Source organism: Lelliottia jeotgali (assembly GCF_977070485.1).
Window position 1 is genome coordinate 85,089 of the sequence record NZ_CDRVFO010000010.1, and the last position, 16,258, is coordinate 101,346.

The 16,258-nt window shown below is 64.5% G+C and carries 8 protein-coding genes; 2 read left to right on the plus strand and 6 right to left on the minus strand.

The window, feature by feature from the left end:
- Positions 1-2 precede the first annotated feature (2 nt).
- Positions 3-3,320 carry a maltose alpha-D-glucosyltransferase gene (gene treS, locus ACW4TB_RS16425; RefSeq protein ID WP_279928458.1) on the plus strand — a complete coding sequence of 1,106 codons (3,318 nt, stop codon included), beginning with the start codon at positions 3-5 and terminating at the stop codon, positions 3,318-3,320.
- Positions 3,321-5,531 carry a 1,4-alpha-glucan branching protein GlgB gene (glgB, locus tag ACW4TB_RS16430; RefSeq protein WP_254467467.1) on the plus strand — a complete coding sequence of 737 codons (2,211 nt, stop codon included), beginning with the start codon at positions 3,321-3,323 and terminating at the stop codon, positions 5,529-5,531. It abuts the gene before it with no gap.
- 55 nt (positions 5,532-5,586) lie between these two features.
- Here glgB and ACW4TB_RS16435 read toward each other — a convergent pair whose 3' ends face one another.
- From ACW4TB_RS16435 to treZ, 6 genes are all read right to left on the minus strand, one after another.
- The gene (locus ACW4TB_RS16435; protein WP_254467468.1) at positions 5,587-6,663 is read right to left on the minus strand and encodes an autotransporter domain-containing protein; all 1,077 of its coding nucleotides are present in this window, start codon (positions 6,661-6,663) and stop codon (positions 5,587-5,589) included.
- 417 nt (positions 6,664-7,080) lie between these two features.
- Positions 7,081-9,234 (minus strand): glycogen debranching protein GlgX, encoded by a 2,154-nt coding sequence (gene glgX, locus ACW4TB_RS16440; RefSeq protein ID WP_012313720.1) that lies wholly within the window; start codon positions 9,232-9,234, stop codon positions 7,081-7,083.
- Between the two features lie 144 nt (positions 9,235-9,378).
- The gene (locus ACW4TB_RS16445; RefSeq protein WP_455843023.1) at positions 9,379-9,660 is read right to left on the minus strand and encodes a DUF2934 domain-containing protein; all 282 of its coding nucleotides are present in this window, start codon (positions 9,658-9,660) and stop codon (positions 9,379-9,381) included.
- Positions 9,661-9,677: 17 nt separating this feature from the next.
- The gene (locus ACW4TB_RS16450; RefSeq protein WP_279928466.1) at positions 9,678-12,452 is read right to left on the minus strand and encodes a malto-oligosyltrehalose synthase; all 2,775 of its coding nucleotides are present in this window, start codon (positions 12,450-12,452) and stop codon (positions 9,678-9,680) included.
- Positions 12,449-14,518, minus strand: a complete 2,070-nt coding sequence (gene malQ, locus ACW4TB_RS16455; protein ID WP_279928468.1) for a 4-alpha-glucanotransferase — start codon at positions 14,516-14,518, stop codon at positions 12,449-12,451. Before malQ ends, ACW4TB_RS16450 begins: the two co-directional genes overlap by 4 nt.
- Entirely contained in the window at positions 14,515-16,257 is a 1,743-nt protein-coding gene (gene treZ, locus ACW4TB_RS16460; RefSeq protein WP_254467472.1) for a malto-oligosyltrehalose trehalohydrolase, read from the minus strand. The genes malQ and treZ overlap by 4 nt, the downstream gene beginning before the upstream one ends.
- Between the last annotated feature and the right edge of the window lies 1 nt (position 16,258).

Consider the following 16,258-nt stretch of genomic DNA (forward strand, 5'->3'; position numbering starts at 1 on the left):
ACATGGCCAAGCGTTCCCGCCCGGCAGCCTTCCTCGACGACCCGCTGTGGTACAAGGATGCCGTGATCTACCAGTTGCACATCAAGTCGTTCTTCGATGCCAACAACGATGGTATAGGTGACTTCGCCGGCCTGATCAGCAAGCTCGACTACATCGCCGATCTTGGCGTCAACACCCTCTGGCTGTTGCCGTTCTACCCCTCGCCACGGCGCGATGACGGCTACGACATCGCCGAATACAAAGCCGTACATCCCGACTACGGCAGCATGGCCGATGCCCGGCGTTTCATCGCCGAGGCGCACAAGCGCGGGTTGCGGGTGATTACCGAACTGGTCATCAACCACACCAGCGACCAGCACCCCTGGTTCCAGCGTGCTCGCCATGCCAAGCGTGGCAGCAAGGCCCGCGACTTCTACGTGTGGTCGGATGACGACCAGAAATACGACGGTACGCGGATCATCTTCCTCGACACCGAGAAGTCCAACTGGACATGGGACCCTGTGGCGGGCCAGTACTTCTGGCACCGCTTCTACTCGCACCAGCCGGACCTGAATTTCGACAACCCCCAAGTGCTCAAGGCCGTGATCGGGGTGATGCGTTTCTGGCTCGACCTGGGCGTCGACGGCCTGCGCCTGGACGCTATCCCCTACCTCATCGAGCGCGATGGCACCAATAACGAGAACCTCCCCGAGACCCACAAGGTGCTCAAGGCGATTCGTGCCGAGATCGATGCCAATTACCCCGACCGCATGCTGCTTGCCGAGGCCAATCAGTGGCCCGAGGACACGCGCCCGTACTTTGGCGAGGGCGATGGCGACGAGTGTCACATGGCCTTCCACTTCCCGTTGATGCCGCGCATGTACATGGCCTTGGCCATGGAAGACCGCTTTCCTATCACCGACATCCTGCGCCAGACGCCGGAAATTCCGGCCAATTGCCAGTGGGCCATCTTCCTGCGCAACCACGATGAGCTGACCCTGGAGATGGTCACCGACCGCGAGCGCGACTACCTGTGGAACTACTACGCCCAAGACCGCCGCGCGCGTATCAACCTGGGTATTCGCCGCCGCCTGGCGCCGTTGCTGCAACGTGACCGCCGGCGCATCGAGCTGCTCACCAGCTTGCTGCTGTCGATGCCCGGCACGCCGACCCTGTACTACGGTGACGAACTGGGCATGGGTGACAATATCTACCTGGGCGACCGCGACGGTGTGCGTACCCCCATGCAGTGGTCGCCGGACCGCAATGGCGGTTTCTCCAAAGCCGACCCGCAGCGCCTGGTACTGCCGCCGATCATGGACCCGCTGTACGGCTACCAGACTGTCAACGTCGAGGCCCAGGCCCACGACCCGCATTCGCTGCTCAACTGGAACCGCCGCCTGCTGGCGGTGCGCAACCAGCAGAAAGCCTTCGGCCGCGGCACCTTGCGTACGCTCACCCCGAGCAATCGCCGCATCCTGGCGTACATCCGCGAGTACACCGATGCCGAGGGCAACAGCGAAGTCATTCTGTGTGTTGCCAATGTGTCGCGTGCGGCGCAGGCCGCCGAACTTGAATTGTCCCAGTACGCCGACAAGGTGCCAGTGGAGATGCTCGGCGGCAGCGCCTTCCCGCCTATCGGTCAACTGCCGTTCCTGCTGACGTTGCCGCCTTATGCCTTCTACTGGTTCTTGCTGGCAGCGCACGACCGCATGCCCAGCTGGCATGTTCAAGCTACCGAGGGATTGCCGGAATTGACTACGCTAGTGCTGCGCAAACGCATGGAAGAGCTGCTCGAAACGCCTTCGAGCGATACATTGCAAGACGCGATCCTGCCGCAATACCTGCCCAAACGACGCTGGTTCGCCGGCAAGGAAGGGCCTGTCGACCAGGTGCGCCTGTGTTACGGCGTGCGCTTGGGCACCGCCACGACACCCGTGCTGCTCAGCGAAATCGAAGTGCTGGGCGATGGCGTGGCCAACCGTTACCAGTTGCCGTTCGGGCTGCTGCCTGAAGACCAGATCAACAGTGCGTTGCCGCAACAACTGGCCATGTCGCGGGTACGCCGTGGCCGTCAGGTGGGCCTGATCACCGATGCCTTTGTGCTCGAACCCTTCATTCGCGCCGTGCTGCGCGCCTGCCAGGACGGTCTGCGCCTGCCCTGTGGCAATGGCCAGGGCGAGTTACGCTTCCACTGCACCGAGGCGCTGGCCAGCCTGGGCCTCGATGAAGACAGCGCTGTGCGTTACCTGAGCGCCGAGCAGTCCAACAGTTCGGTAGTGGTGGGCGATCGCGTAGTGCTCAAGCTGATCCGCCGGGTCAACCCGGGGGTTCACCCGGAGCTGGAAATGAGCGCCTACCTCACCGCCGCCGGGTTCGCCAATATCTCGCCACTGCTGGCCTGGGTCAGCCGGGTGGATGAAACGGACGCACCGCACCTGCTGATGATCGCCCAGGGTTACCTGAGCAACCAGGGGGATGCCTGGGCCTGGACGCAGAACACACTGGAGCGGGCCATCCGCGACGAGATGGAGCCGTCCAGCAACGATGGTGAAGCGCATACCGACGCACTTACCGAGCTCAACGGTTTTGCTGCCTTGCTTGGCCAGCGCCTGGGCGAGATGCACCTGCTGCTTGCCGCCCCGACCGAGGACCCCGCCTTCCGGCCGCGCAGCAGCGATGGCGAAGACAGCGAGCGCTGGGCCCAACAGATCAGCAGCGAGCTCTGCCATGCCCTGGACTTGCTGGCGCAGCACCGCGACGGACTGGACAACGACAGCCAGGCGTTGGTCGACGACCTGCAACAGCAACGTGAAGGCCTTGCCCAGCACATCGCCAACCTGGCCAGGCAGGCCCAGGGTGGCCTGCTGATGCGGGTTCACGGCGACCTGCACTTGGGCCAGGTGCTGGTGGTGCAAGGGGATGCCTACCTCATCGATTTCGAAGGCGAGCCTTCGCGTGCACTGCAAGAGCGGCGTGCCAAGCACAGCCCGTACAAGGATGTCAGCGGCGTGTTGCGATCCTTCGACTATGCTGCTGCGATGATCTTGCGCAGCACCTCGGCGGTAGACGTGTCCGAGGCAGCACGGCAGGCTCGTCAGCGGGTCGCCCGGCAGTACCTGCACCAGTCGCGCCACGCCTTCGTCGAAGCCTATGGCCTGGCCACCGCCGCCATGCCTCACGCCTGGCAACAGGCCGAGGGCGAGCGCGCCGCACTGGAACTGTTCTGCCTGGAAAAGGCCGCCTACGAGATTACTTATGAAGCCGAAAACCGGCCAAGTTGGCTGGCCGTGCCTTTGCATGGCTTGCATGGATTGATCAGTACCTGGGGAGAGTCATAGATGAATGCAACCACGCGTGATAACGGTGGCCTTCGGCAGCGGGAGCTCGATGCCCTTGCCCGCGCCGAGCACGCCGATCCTTTTGCAGTACTTGGCCCCCATGGCGATGGCGCGGGCGGACTGTGGGTCCGGGCCTTCCTGCCAACTGCTCTGAATGCCCGGGTGCTGGCTCGTAATGACGGGCGGGTGCTTGCCGAAATGCAGCAGGGCAGCCTGCCCGGGCTGTTCACCGCGCACCTCGATGATGCACAGCCGTACCTGCTGCAGATCGGCTGGGCCGGTGGCGAGCAGGTGACCGAAGACCCGTACAGCTTTGGCCCGCAGTTGGGCGACATGGACCTCCACCTGTTTGCCGAGGGTAACCACCGCGACCTGTCCGGGCGCTTTGGCGCCCAGCCCATTCAGGTCGACGGCGTGGATGGGGTGTGCTTTTCGGTATGGGCGCCCAATGCGCGGCGCGTGTCGGTGGTGGGCGACTTCAACAATTGGGATGGCCGTCGTCACCCGATGCGTCTACGGCACAGTGCCGGGGTGTGGGAGCTGTTCGTGCCGCGCCTGGGCGTAGGCGAAACCTACAAATTCGAGGTGCTGGGCAAGGAGGGCGTGCTGCCGCTGAAGGCCGACCCTCTGGCCCGTGCCACAGAGCTGCCGCCCAGCACGGCATCGAAAGTGGCCGGCGAACTCAGCCATTCATGGCAAGACCAGGAGTGGATGGAACACCGCGCCCAGCGCCATGCCTACAGTGCGCCGCTGTCGATCTATGAACTGCACCCAGGCTCCTGGCAGTGCGAGCTGGATGACTTGGGTGAAGTGTCGCGCTTCTACAATTGGCGCGAACTGGCCGAGCGCCTGGTCCCCTACGTGCAGAAGCTCAACTTCACCCACATCGAGTTGCTGCCGATCATGGAGCATCCGTTCGGTGGCTCCTGGGGCTACCAGCCCTTGTCGATGTTCGCACCGACCTCGCGCTACGGCACGCCAGAAGACTTTGCGGCGTTCATCGACGCCTGCCACCAGGGCGGTATCGGTGTGATCCTCGACTGGGTGCCGGCGCATTTCCCTACGGACGAGCATGGCCTGGCGCGCTTCGACGGCACCGCCCTTTACGAGTACGACAACCCCCTGGAGGGTTTCCATCAGGACTGGAACACGCTGATCTACAACCTGGGCCGCAACGAAGTACGCGGTTTCATGCTGGCTTCAGCCCTGCACTGGCTCAAACACTTTCACATCGATGGCCTACGGGTCGATGCGGTGGCCTCGATGCTGTACCGCGACTATTCGCGCAAGGCTGGCGAGTGGGTGCCCAACCGCCATGGCGGGCGCGAGAACCTGGAGGCCATCGATTTCATCCGCCACCTCAACGGTGTGGCCGCCCATGAAGCGCCGGGCGCGCTGATCATCGCCGAAGAATCCACCGCCTGGCCGGGTGTCAGTCAGCCCACCCAGCAAGGTGGCCTGGGCTTCGCCTACAAGTGGAACATGGGCTGGATGCATGACACCCTGCACTACATCCAGAACGACCCGGTGCACCGCAGCTATCACCACAACGAGATGAGCTTCGGCCTGATCTATGCCTATTCCGAGCATTTCATCCTGCCCATTTCCCACGATGAAGTGGTGCATGGCAAGCATTCGCTGATCGACAAGATGCCCGGTGATCGTTGGCAGAAGTTCGCCAACCTGCGGGCTTACCTGACCTTCATGTGGACCCACCCGGGCAAGAAGCTATTGTTCATGGGCTGTGAGTTCGGGCAATGGCGGGAATGGAACCATGACCACCAGTTGGACTGGTATCTGTTGCAGTACCCCGAGCACCAGGGCGTGCAACGCCTGGTGGGTGACCTGAACCGGATGTACCGTGAACTGCCGGCGTTGCATGAGCAGGACTGCCAACCGCAGGGTTTCCAGTGGCTCATCGGTGATGACGCGCAAAACTGTGTGTATGCCTGGTTACGCTGGAGCAGCAACGGCGAGCCGCTGCTGGTGGTGGCCAACTTCACCCCGGTACCGCGCGAGGGGTACCGGATCGGCGTGCCGTTCGGTGAGCGCTGGCAAGAGCTGCTCAATAGCGACGCCGAGCTGTATGCCGGGTCGAATGTGGGCAACCTGGGCGCGGTGCAGAGCGACGAGGTCGCCAGCCACGGGCAACCGCTGTCGCTCGCCCTGAACCTGCCGCCGCTGGGGGTACTGGTGATGAAACCCGCCTGATCCTTGGCCTGAGTCGGCCTTTTCGCGGGCTTGCCCCGCGAAAAGGCCACACTGATCACCAGCGCATCCTGACCCCCAGGCTGCCGATCAACCCATTCAGATCGTTGTCATCCACATCACTGCTGTAATCGGCACTGACAAACAACGCCATGGAAGGTGTCACCCGCGCCACCAGGCCCAACCCCAGTTCCACCGTGGTCGAATAGCGCGAGCCGGATATCTTGTCGACCTGGTCCAGCTTGACCTCGTCGGCATCGCTGAAGTCATACCAGACGTTGGTGCGCACGTAGGGTTCGATGGGCATGCCCCGCACTTCGTAGCGCCCGGACAACTTGGCACCGACTCGGCCGCTCCAGGTAGGTTGGCTGTCGAACGCCTTCAGCGTCTCTTCCTGCACCTGGTTGCCAGGGAAGAACTGCTGGTTGATCAGCTGTGCCTGCGGCTCGATCACCCAACTGCCGCCCAGGCGGATCGGGTAACCACCCTCCACAGAAAAGGTCATCGCATGGCCGCTGTCGTTCACTCGCTGCCCAGTCTCGCCCCGGCCCAGCACATCGATGCGCGTGCCCATGGCTACAGCGTCCACGTGCCAGCCCTGCTCATGGGTCATGCTCCAGTACACCCCCAGGCTTTCGCCGCTGAGGTTGACTGCGTTGCGCTGCTTGTCGCCGAGCAGCACCCGGCTGCCCTTCAAGCTGCTTTGCAGATTGTTATGCCCCACGAAAATCCCCGCACGGTGCACATTGCCGCCGCTTGTTTCACGCACGAACAGGTCCGGGCCAATCGTCAGTTGCTGGCTGGGTGCTTCCAGCTGTTCGGGGGCCTGAGCACCCGGGCGAGGTGTGCCCGGGAAAAACTGCGCCCATTGGCTGGCAATCAGGTCGGGAGCCAGCGGGCCATGTCGCTCGGCCATCTTGTTGCTGAAGGCTGTCAGTGTACCCAGGCTCAGGCCGCTGGCGCTGACCGGGTCAAGCGACAGTTGCGCCATTGCCGGTTGCTGCAGGAACAGGGGCGAGCTGGGGTCGTCCAGCAATGGGAAGGCGAAGGTTTCCACCGGGGTTGCCAGAAGCATCGACGTGGAAACCGCGTAGAAAATACGGTCGAAGCGCATCGGGTTCGAGGTGCTTTTCATGGCGGATCTCCTGTGTTTTTGTTGTACAGCCCAAGGACCTGGCCTGTTGTCACGAGCTGTACGGCAAAACACAGGGCGACCCAAACCAGTACGCCAGCCTTCTCAAGCACGCACGAAGGCGCGAGCTAAAGGCCCGGCGCAATTTTTTTACGACTAGATAATCTTTAGCTAAGGAGAGGTAAGGGCTTGCGTCAAGAAAGTGTTAAACAGGCGAGGGGTATTGGGGCGCAGCGTTAACGCCATGATTTTCAGCGAAAACCCTGCTTGCATAGCGGCGTTCGCTATTTGCTGCACCCTGGCTATGCCGAATCATTGCTAGCATCGCTGTTACGCCGGGTCCGGGCCGTGCGTCCAAGGTGGCAAGGCACAGCAGGCCCTGAGATCCGTTCGATCCAGGGCCGGTGAGCCAACGCCGGCTCAGTCCTCCTCGCGCTGCAGCACCATCAGCAGCATCGAGCGCCCCTGGACCTGGAACGTGCTGTCGAACGGCAAGTGCTGGCCCTTGCGCAGTTCCGGCCGGTCGGTGTCCACCAGGCAGCTCCAGTAGTCACCGTCCGGTACCGTCGGCAGCAGGAACGGCACCACATCGTGATGCGCATTGACGATCAGCAGCACAGTCGCCTCCGAACCCGGCCGGGCGATGCCACTGACCTGGGCGCGGCCGTCGATCAGCATGCCCAGGCAGCGCCCATGCGGATCTTCCCACTGCTCCACACTCATCTCGCTGCCGTCAGGCGCCAGCCAGGTCACGTCCTTGACCCCGATGGCCTCGTTGTAGTCGCCGACCAGAAAGCGTGAGCGGCGCAGCACCGGGTAGGCCAGGCGCAGGCGAGTCAGGCGCTTGACGAAGGCCAGCAGGTCTTTGCCCTCTTCGTCCAGGTCCCAGTTGACCCAGCCGATCTCGCTGTCTTGGCAATAGGCATTGTTGTTGCCGTGCTGGGTGCGGCTGAACTCGTCGCCAGCGACGATCATGGGCGTGCCTTGGGCCAGCAGCAGGGTGGCGAAGAAGTTGCGCATCTGGCGCATGCGCAGGGCATTGATTTCCGGGTCGTCGGTGGGGCCTTCCGCGCCACAGTTCCACGACAGGTTGTTGTCGGTGCCGTCCTGGTTGTTCTCGTCGTTGTCTTCGTTGTGTTTGCCGTTGTACGACACCAGATCGCGCAGGGTGAAACCGTCGTGGGCAGTGACGAAGTTGACCGAGGCATAGGGGCGCCGGCCGCGGTTGTTGAACATGTCGCCCGAGGCGGTCATGCGCGAGGCGAAGTCGGCCAGCTGGCCTTCGTCGCCTTTCCAGAAGGCGCGCACGGTGTCGCGGAAGCGGTCGTTCCATTCCGCCCAGCCCGGTGCGAAGTTGCCCACCTGATAACCACCTGGGCCGCAGTCCCATGGCTCGGCGATCAGCTTGACCTGGCTGAGCATCGGGTCCTGACGACAGGCGACGAGGAACCCGTGGCGTTCGCTGTAGCCGTCGTGGTAACGGCCCAGGATGGTTGCCAGGTCAAAGCGGAAGCCGTCCACGTGCATCTCGCCAGCCCAGTAGCGCAGCGAATCGGTCACCAGTTGCAGCACGCACGGGTGGCTGAGGTCCAGTGTGTTGCCGGTGCCGGAATCGTTGATGTAATAGCGTTTGTCATCGGGCATCAGCCGATAGTACGAGGCGTTGTCGATGCCGCGCATGGACAGCGTGGGGCCGCGCTCGTTGCCCTCGGCGGTGTGGTTGTAGACCACATCGAGGATCACTTCGAGGCCGGCGTCGTGCAGGTGCGCGACCATTTCCTTGAACTCGGCGATCTTGCCACTGGCCAGGTAACGCGGGTGCGGCGCGAAGAAGGCGATGCTGTTGTAGCCCCAGTAATTGTTAAGGCCTTTGTCCAGCAGGTGCTGGTCATTGACGAAGGCGTGGATCGGTAGCAGCTCGATGCTCGACACGCCAAGGTCCTTGATGTGCTTGAGCAACTCGTCATTGGCAAGGCCGGCGAACGTGCCGCGCAGATTTTCCGGCACGGCCGGGTGGCGCATGCTGATGCCGCGGGCATGCGCTTCATAGATGATGGTGCGCTCCCAGGGGATTTGTACACGCTGGTCGCGGCCCCATGTGAAGGCCGGGTCGATGACTTTGCATTTGGGCACGAAGGGCGCGCTGTCGCGCTCGTCGTACGACAGGTCACCGTCGGGGTGGCCGATGGTATAGCCGAACAGCGCCTCGGACCATTTCAGGCTGCCCACCAGTTGCTTGGCGTAGGGGTCGATCAGCAGTTTGTTGGGGTTGAAGCGGTGGCCGTTCTCTGGCTCGTAGGGGCCGTAGACACGGTAGCCGTATACCAGGCCAGGGTGAGCGTCAGGCAGGTAGCCGTGGTAGATCTCGTCTGTGTACTCCGGCAGCTCGATGCGCTCGAGCTCCTGCTCCCCTGTGGAGTCGAACAGGCACAGCTCGACCTTGGTGGCGTTGGCTGAGAACAGGGCGAAGTTGACCCCCAGCCCATCCCAGGTGGCGCCGAGCGGGAAGGGCATGCCCTCGCGCAGGCGGGATGGTGCTATGGAGCGGGTTTTCTTGGGAATGCGGGGGCTCATGGTGGTCCTCGGGTGGCCGTAGGGAAGGGGACGGATGGTCGTTCAGCCCCGGCCCCATCGCCGGCAAGCCGGCTGCCACCGCAATCCCAGGGTCTTTGAGATCTCTGTGGGAGCCGGCTTGCCGGCGATAGGGCCGGGACCGGCTTAGCCAGCAGCCGGCTTCTTCACCGCCTTGGGCTTTTTCGCAGCGGCCGGTTTCACCCCTGGCAGCGCCGCCGCCTTGGGCTCGGCAGGCGCTTTTGGCGCCGCCGCGACCTTGGGTTTAGCGGCGGCCTTCTTGCGCGGCGCGGCCTTGGGCGCCAGCGCCTCGGCCTCGGCCAGCTTGCGGGCCATGTCCCAGTGGCGCTCTTCCTCGCCTACAGGCTTACCCTCAGACTCCCAGATCTGGTAGGCAAATTCGCGAATACGCTTTTCATCGACACTCATCATGACGCTCCTGATGCTCAAGATTGTTGTATCAACACATTGACCGGAAATTCCGACAGCACGGCGCTCAACATCAGCTCCTTTGAAGGGCTGACCACCGCGCTTGGGAAAAGTCCCATCGAGTTGGCAGGCGACAAGGCAAACGGCAGAATCACCCGGGTGTCGTCCCAGTTCTGTGCCGGGATCAACGGTGTAGAAGCGCCGCCCAGCAGGCCGCTGGCCAGGCGCGGGGCGACGACGATGGCACGGTGTTCCTCACCCAGCCGGGCAAAGGCCACGACCTTGTCGGCATGGCGGCCCTGCACGTTCAGCGGCAGGTAGGCACCGCGGCGGAACAGCTCGGCGTGGGCCTGCCGGCAATCCAGCAGCCGCGCCACCAGCGCCTGCTTGATGCGGCCGTCGCGCCAGTGCGCCAGTAGCTCTCCCACGGGCAGGGCGTCGTCCAGCGTGCGACGCCTGCAAGCGTAGTCCACGGGGCGGCGGTTGTCGGGGTCGACCAGGCTGAAATCCCAGTACTCATTGCCCTGATAAAGGTCTGGCACGCCGGGCACGGTGCTGCGCAGCAAGGCCTGGACCAGGCCATTGAGGGCGCCGGGGGTGGCGATCGACTGCGCCGCGTCGGCCACGGAATGGCGTAACTGCTGGTTCTCGCGGTCGAGCAACAGGCCGTCGACATAGGCGGCGCAGGCGGCCTCGTAGGCCTCGTTCGGAGCGTTCCAGCTGCTGCGCAGCTTGGCTTCGCGCAGCGCCTTCTGCTGCCATTGGCGGATGCGCCCGGCATAGTGCTGCAGGGCGTTATCGTCGTGCAGGTCAAGGTCCAAGGGCCAACTGCCCAGCAGCGTCTGCAACAGCAGCAACTCGTCGCCCGGGCTCGGCGCAACGCCGTCGTCCAGCTGTTCACGCAGCGGTGCAGCCAGCTCGCGCCAGTGCTCCACGCGGCTGGCGAACCAGGGGCCGCGCTCACTCAGCACCGCCAGCCGCGCGCGGGTGTCTTCGCCGCGTTTGTGGTCATGGGTGGCGGTGGCCAGCAGGTTGTCGGGGAAGTCGCGCAGGCGGCGCTGGGCCTCGTTGTGGAAGTGTTCGGGGCCGGCACTGAAACGCTCGGCCTCGAAGCCTACGTCATTGCGCGACAGCAGGCGGGCCGAGCGGTAGAAGGTGGTGTCCTCGACGGCCTTTGCGGCGCTGGGCGCGGTGAGCTGTTGAAAGCGCACGCAGGCATGGCGCAGGTGCTTGCGCGGCCGGCCGGGGGGCAGCGTGCGCCATGCCTGGCCGCCGAGCCATTGTTCAAGCTGCTCGAGCAGCGGCCAATCGGCTTCGCTGAGGTCGTGGCGGGCATGGGCCAAGGCCTGCTGGAAGAATTTCTCGTCTTCGGCCGGGCGGCCGCAAGCATTGAAATACGTGCGGTACACCGGGTAGTGGGCGACCAGCGCCTGCAACGCGCGGCGGATCGCCCCAAGGGTCAGGTCGCGGGTCATCAAGTCGTCGCGCGCGACTTGCAGCAGCGCCTGGGCCACCGACTCGCAGTCGCCGGCCAGGCTGGCATTGAGCACCAGATGCCGGGCCTGGCGGACTTCCTCCGGGAAGTCCGGACGTTCGCTGACAGTGGCCCACAGCTCGGTCAACGGCGCTTCGCCGGCGGGGTCGTGCTGCAGCAGCGAGACCTGATTCATGAACTCGTAGCCGGTGGTACCGTCGGTGAGCCAGTCGCGATGCAGGTGTTCATCGGTGCCGAGAATCTTCTCGACGTAAATCGGGAAATGCTCAAGCGCCGCATTGAGGGGGCGCCTGGCAAGCAGACCGTCGACCCGCCGGCGCAGCTTGCGGCAATAACCGCGTGGGTCGGCCAGGCCGTCGATATGATCGATACGCAGGCCATCGACCAACCCGCGTTCAATCAGCTCGAACAGCTTGGCATGGGTCGCTTCGAATACCACCGAGCGCTCTACGCGCAGACCGCCCAGCTCGTTGATGTCGAAGAAACGCCGCCAGTTGATGTCGTCGGCGGCGGTGCGCCAGCTGGCCAGGCGGTAGGTTTGGCGTTCCAGCAGCAGGTGCAGGCGTTTGAAGCCGCTCTCGGTGCGGCTATCGAAGGCAAGCATTGCAGACTGCAGGTCGGCGCCCTCGCGCACCAGGCGGGCCAGCTCGGCCTGCACCGGCAAAGCCGCTGTCAGCGGGTCGGCTGCATCGTTCAGTGCGGTGAAGTGCTCGGCCAGGCGCTGCAGGACAGGTTCGGGGCTCAGGGACAGAATCCAGCCATAGTCAACCGGGCAGATCGGGAAGCGGTGCTCGTAATGGGCCACCTGCAGCACGCCGTGTTGCTGGTCAAACTCCAGCGGAATTTCGCCATTTTTCAGCGCTGCGCCATAGTCGCAGCCCAAAAACGGCAGCAACAGCTGGCCGGCCAGCAGGGGGTCGCTGGAGTGCCACTGGATATCGAAGAACTCGGCGTAGGGGCTGCGCCGCCCCCACGCCAGCAAGCTTTGCCACCAGGGGTTATCGGCGCCGCCGACAGCCATGTGGTTGGAGACGGTGTCCAGGATCAGGCCCATGCCGTGCTGGCGCAAGGCGGCCACGAGCCGCTCCAGGGCGGCCTCGCCACCGAGCTCCGGGTTGACCTGGGTCGGGTCGACCACATCGTAACCGTGGCGCGAGCCGGCGCGGGCCTTGAGGATCGGCGAGGCATACAGGTGGCTGATGCCCAACTGGGCAAAATAGGGCACTAGCGGCAGTGCATGGTCGAGGGTGAAATCGCTGTGGAACTGCAGACGCAGTGTGGCGGACAACGGCTTCATCGGTCACGCTCCCAGGCTTGTTCGCGGGCCTGGGCCAACAGCTCCAGGCGGCGCGCGGCATCTTCATCGTCGAGCAGTTCGCGCACCGGGTGCTCGAATCGCCGGCGCCAGTTGGGGTGGCCTTCGGTCGTGCCGGGGAGGTTGGGTTGCTCTTCACTGCCGAGCAGGTCTTCGAGCGGGATCAGCACCAGCGGTGCGCGGGTGTGACCAACGTAACGGATGGCAGCATCGATCAAGTGGTCGTTGTCCTTTAGTGGGCCGTAATTGGCTTCCAGGGTGCGGCGCAGGCCGTCACGCTCTTTCTGTCGCGCCTGACGCCAGTGCAGCTCGGTGGCGTCATCGATCAGTTGCAGGCGCTGGCTCCAGTCGATGTCGCGGTTTTGCAGCCAGCCGGCCAGAGGTGCCAGGTCGTGGGTGCCGGTGGTGGCCAAGGCTTTGTCCGGCCAGTCGAGAATCGGCGTGAAGTGGCCGGGCTGAGCCTGCTCGAAAGGCAGTACGCGCATGCCCAGCACGGCCTTGGCCGCCAGTTGTTCGCGCAGGCCTTCAGGCACGGTGCCCAGGTCTTCACCGAGGATGATTGCCTGGTGCCGCACCGACTCCAGGGCCAGCAGGCGCAGCAGGTCCTCCAGCGGATACTGCAGGTAGGCCCCTTCGTCGGGCTTGCAGCCACGCGGGATCAGCCACAGGCGGCGCAGGCCCATCACATGGTCAATGCGCAGGCCGCCGGCATGGGCCAGGTTGGCCCGCAGCATTTCGATGAAGGCGCGGTAGCCATTGCGTTTGAGGCCTTCGGGCGAGAATGCACAGATGCCCCAGTCCTGTCCGCTGCGGTTGAGGATGTCCGGCGGGGCGCCAACCTTCAGGTTGGCCAGCAACTCGTCCTGGCGGCTCCAGGCCTGGCTGCCGGCACCGTCGGCGCCCACCGCCAGGTCGGCGATCAGGCCGACCGCCATGCCGTTGCCACGGGCGGCTTCCTGCGCGCGCTGCAGGCTGCGCTCGGTCAGCCACTGGCAGAACGCATGGAACTCGACCTTGGCGGGATACGCGCTGGCGAAGGCCTCCACTTCTGGGTGATAGGGGTCGTGCCAGGCGCTCGGCCAGTTGCGCCAGTCGGCACCCAGGCCGTCGTCCACGGCGTGTGCCTGCAGCACTTCAAAGCGGCAGTGGTGCTCCAGCGCCTGGCCACCGGCCTCGCGGAAGCTCTCGAAGTCTTTGCGCAGGGGGTGATCCGCCTGGATGAAACTCTGGTACAGCGCGTCGAGCAGGCGCAGGCGGGCGTCGGCGGCGCGTGGCCAGTCGACCAGCGGGCGTTGCTCGAGGTCTTCCAGGGTTTGCTCCAGGCCACAGGCCTCGACGGCCATGCGCACGGCACGTTCACCGAGCACGGCAGCGGGGCTGGCATACAGGGGGTTGAGCAGCAGGCGGCTGGAGGGTGAGTAGGGGCTGTAGTGTTGCTGGTCGAACGCTGACAGGGCGTGGATCGGGCTGATGGCGAGGGCGTCGGCACCACGTTCTGCCGCGCTGCGCGCCAGTTGCTCCAGGGCCAGGCAGTCGCCGTAGCCGCCATCACCTGGGCGGCGCAGGCTGTAAAGCTGCGCCGCAATGCCCCAGCAGCGCGGTGGCGGCTGTTCGACAGCGTCCTCCAGGCTGTGGCAACGCAGCGGCGCCACGGCCACTGTGAAAGTACGGCCATCGATAGCGATGCGGTGATAGCCCAAGGGCAATGCGCCAGGCAGTTGTGCCTGGTTGTCGAGGGTCAGATCGAGCTGGCTGTCGTCTTCCAGGGTGCAGCGGGCGGCGCTGCCTGCGCTGAAGTAGCGCGCCAGTGCCAAAGGCTGGCCAAGGTCGGCGGTCAACAGCGGCGGTAAGTGTTCGCTGTCTTCGGCGGCGTCCACGGCGCGCAGGCTGTCTTGGATGGCACGGTCGTCACTGGCCGGGTGGCCGAGCGCTTCAAGGACCTTGCGCAGCACCTCGTCGCTGACCTGTTGCGGCCTGTTGTTGGCGTCGATCCAGTCGCGGGCCAGCCCTACACGGGCAGCCAGGCGGTGTAATGCGGTTTCACTCATGGGCGCTCCTGGCCAGGTGCAAGCAGGCTGACCACGCAGCTGTACGCAGACAGTGCGGTGTCGGGGTGCGTGGTGTCGCTACTGTCGAACAGGCGGTGTTCGGCAGCGGGCAGTTCGACCGGCTGTGGCGTGGCGGCCAGATTCAGGTCGATGCGCAGGGTGTTGCCATTGCCCAGGCGCCAGCGTGCGGTCAGCGCCTTGTCGCCCAGCACGTCGGCGCCCAGCGCACGGCTGCCTGGCAGGTGCGGTATGACATGGCGCCGGCGCAGTTCGAGCAGTTGCTGATAAAGGCCGTGCCAGCCGGCGATGACTTCCTGACGCTGTGGCCGTGAGGCCTGGAATGTCTGCTCGGCATTGGGGTCGGGGATGCGCTCGCGCTGCTCGGGGTCGGCAAAGGCGGTGAAGTGGGCGAATTCGCCACGCCGACCTTCGCGCACGGCATCGGCCAGCTCGTCATGGAAGTCGGTGAAGAACAGAAACGGCCGGCAACTGCCATCCTCTTCACCCATGAACAACAGCGGGATCATCGGCGACAGCAGCAACAGGCCGGTAGCGGCGCGCAGGGCAGGGACCGGGCACAGGCGGGTCAAACGTTCGCCCAGGGCGCGGTTGCCGATCTGGTCGTGGTTTTGTAGAAACAGTACGAACGAACTGGGCTCAAGGTGGCCACTTGGTTCGCCGCGCGGCTGGCCATGGCGGTTGGCCTGTCCCTGGAACACGAACCCTTCGGACAGGCAGCGGGCCAGCTTGTTGATTGGCTGTTGCTGATAGTCGGCGTAGTACCCTTCGGTTTCACCCGTGAGCAGCACGTGCAGGGCATTGTGACCATCGTCGTTCCACTGGGCATCAAAGCCCTGTTCCAGCAAGAACGCCTGGTTGTGTTCATTCTCCAGCATCAGCCATACCTGCCGGCCAGGTTCCACCGCAGCGCGTACCCGTTGCGCCAGCTCGACCAGGAAGTCGGGCTGGTCTATGGCATGCACTGCATCCAGGCGCAGGCCGTCGCAGCGGTAGTCGCACAGCCACATCAGGGCGTTCTGGATGAAGAACTCGCGCACCTCTGGCCGTCGGAAGTCGATGGCTGCGCCCCAGGGCGTCTGCCGGTCCTCTCGGAAAAACGGGCTGGCGTACTGGTGCAGGTAGTTGCCGTCCGGCCCGAAGTGGTTGTAGACCACATCCACCACTACCATCAGGCCCTCGCCGTGGGCGTTGTCGACCAGCGCGCACAATTGCTCAGGGCTGCCATAGCTGTGCTGCGGCGCGTATGGCAGCACGCCGTCGTAGCCCCAGTTACGCTCGCCAGGGAACTGCCCCAGCGGCATCAGCTCGATGGCGCTGATGCCAAGCTCTGCCAGGCGCGGCAGATGCCGGGCGACACCAGGGTAGCCCTCGAGCACGCCGACGTGCAGTTCCTGAATCACCGCTTCGTGCCAAGGGCGGCCTAGCCAGGAGTGTTGCCAGGCGTAAGCCTGGGTATCAACCACCTGGCTCGGCCCCTGCACGCCGTCCGGCTGATAGCGCGAGGCCGGGTCGGCCACCAGAAGCTTGCCGTCTATGCGGTACTTATAACGATCGCCTGCCTTGCACGGGGCAATCCCCGTGTACCAGCCATCTTCGTCGGGCAGCAACTCGACAGGGGGCTGCTGCTCCAGTTCCAAGCTCACGTTGCGCGCATCCGGCGCCCACAGGGCGAAGCGCGCCGACGTGGCGTCCAGTAGGTGTGCGCCATGCCTGTGCATC

Bases quoted from the DNA above. Each gene is read 5' to 3' on its own strand.
- treS (WP_279928458.1), top strand. From the start codon at position 3: ATGGCCAAGCGTTCCCGCCCGGCAGCCTTCCTCGACGACCCGCTGTGG.
- malQ (WP_279928468.1), bottom strand. From the start codon at position 14,518: ATGAGTGAAACCGCATTACACCGCCTGGCTGCCCGTGTAGGGCTGGCC.
- glgX (WP_012313720.1), bottom strand. From the start codon at position 9,234: ATGAGCCCCCGCATTCCCAAGAAAACCCGCTCCATAGCACCATCCCGC.
- ACW4TB_RS16445 (WP_455843023.1), bottom strand. From the start codon at position 9,660: ATGAGTGTCGATGAAAAGCGTATTCGCGAATTTGCCTACCAGATCTGG.
- ACW4TB_RS16450 (WP_279928466.1), bottom strand. From the start codon at position 12,452: ATGAAGCCGTTGTCCGCCACACTGCGTCTGCAGTTCCACAGCGATTTC.
- glgB (WP_254467467.1), top strand. From the start codon at position 3,321: ATGAATGCAACCACGCGTGATAACGGTGGCCTTCGGCAGCGGGAGCTC.
- treZ (WP_254467472.1), bottom strand. From the start codon at position 16,257: ATGCACAGGCATGGCGCACACCTACTGGACGCCACGTCGGCGCGCTTC.
- ACW4TB_RS16435 (WP_254467468.1), bottom strand. From the start codon at position 6,663: ATGAAAAGCACCTCGAACCCGATGCGCTTCGACCGTATTTTCTACGCG.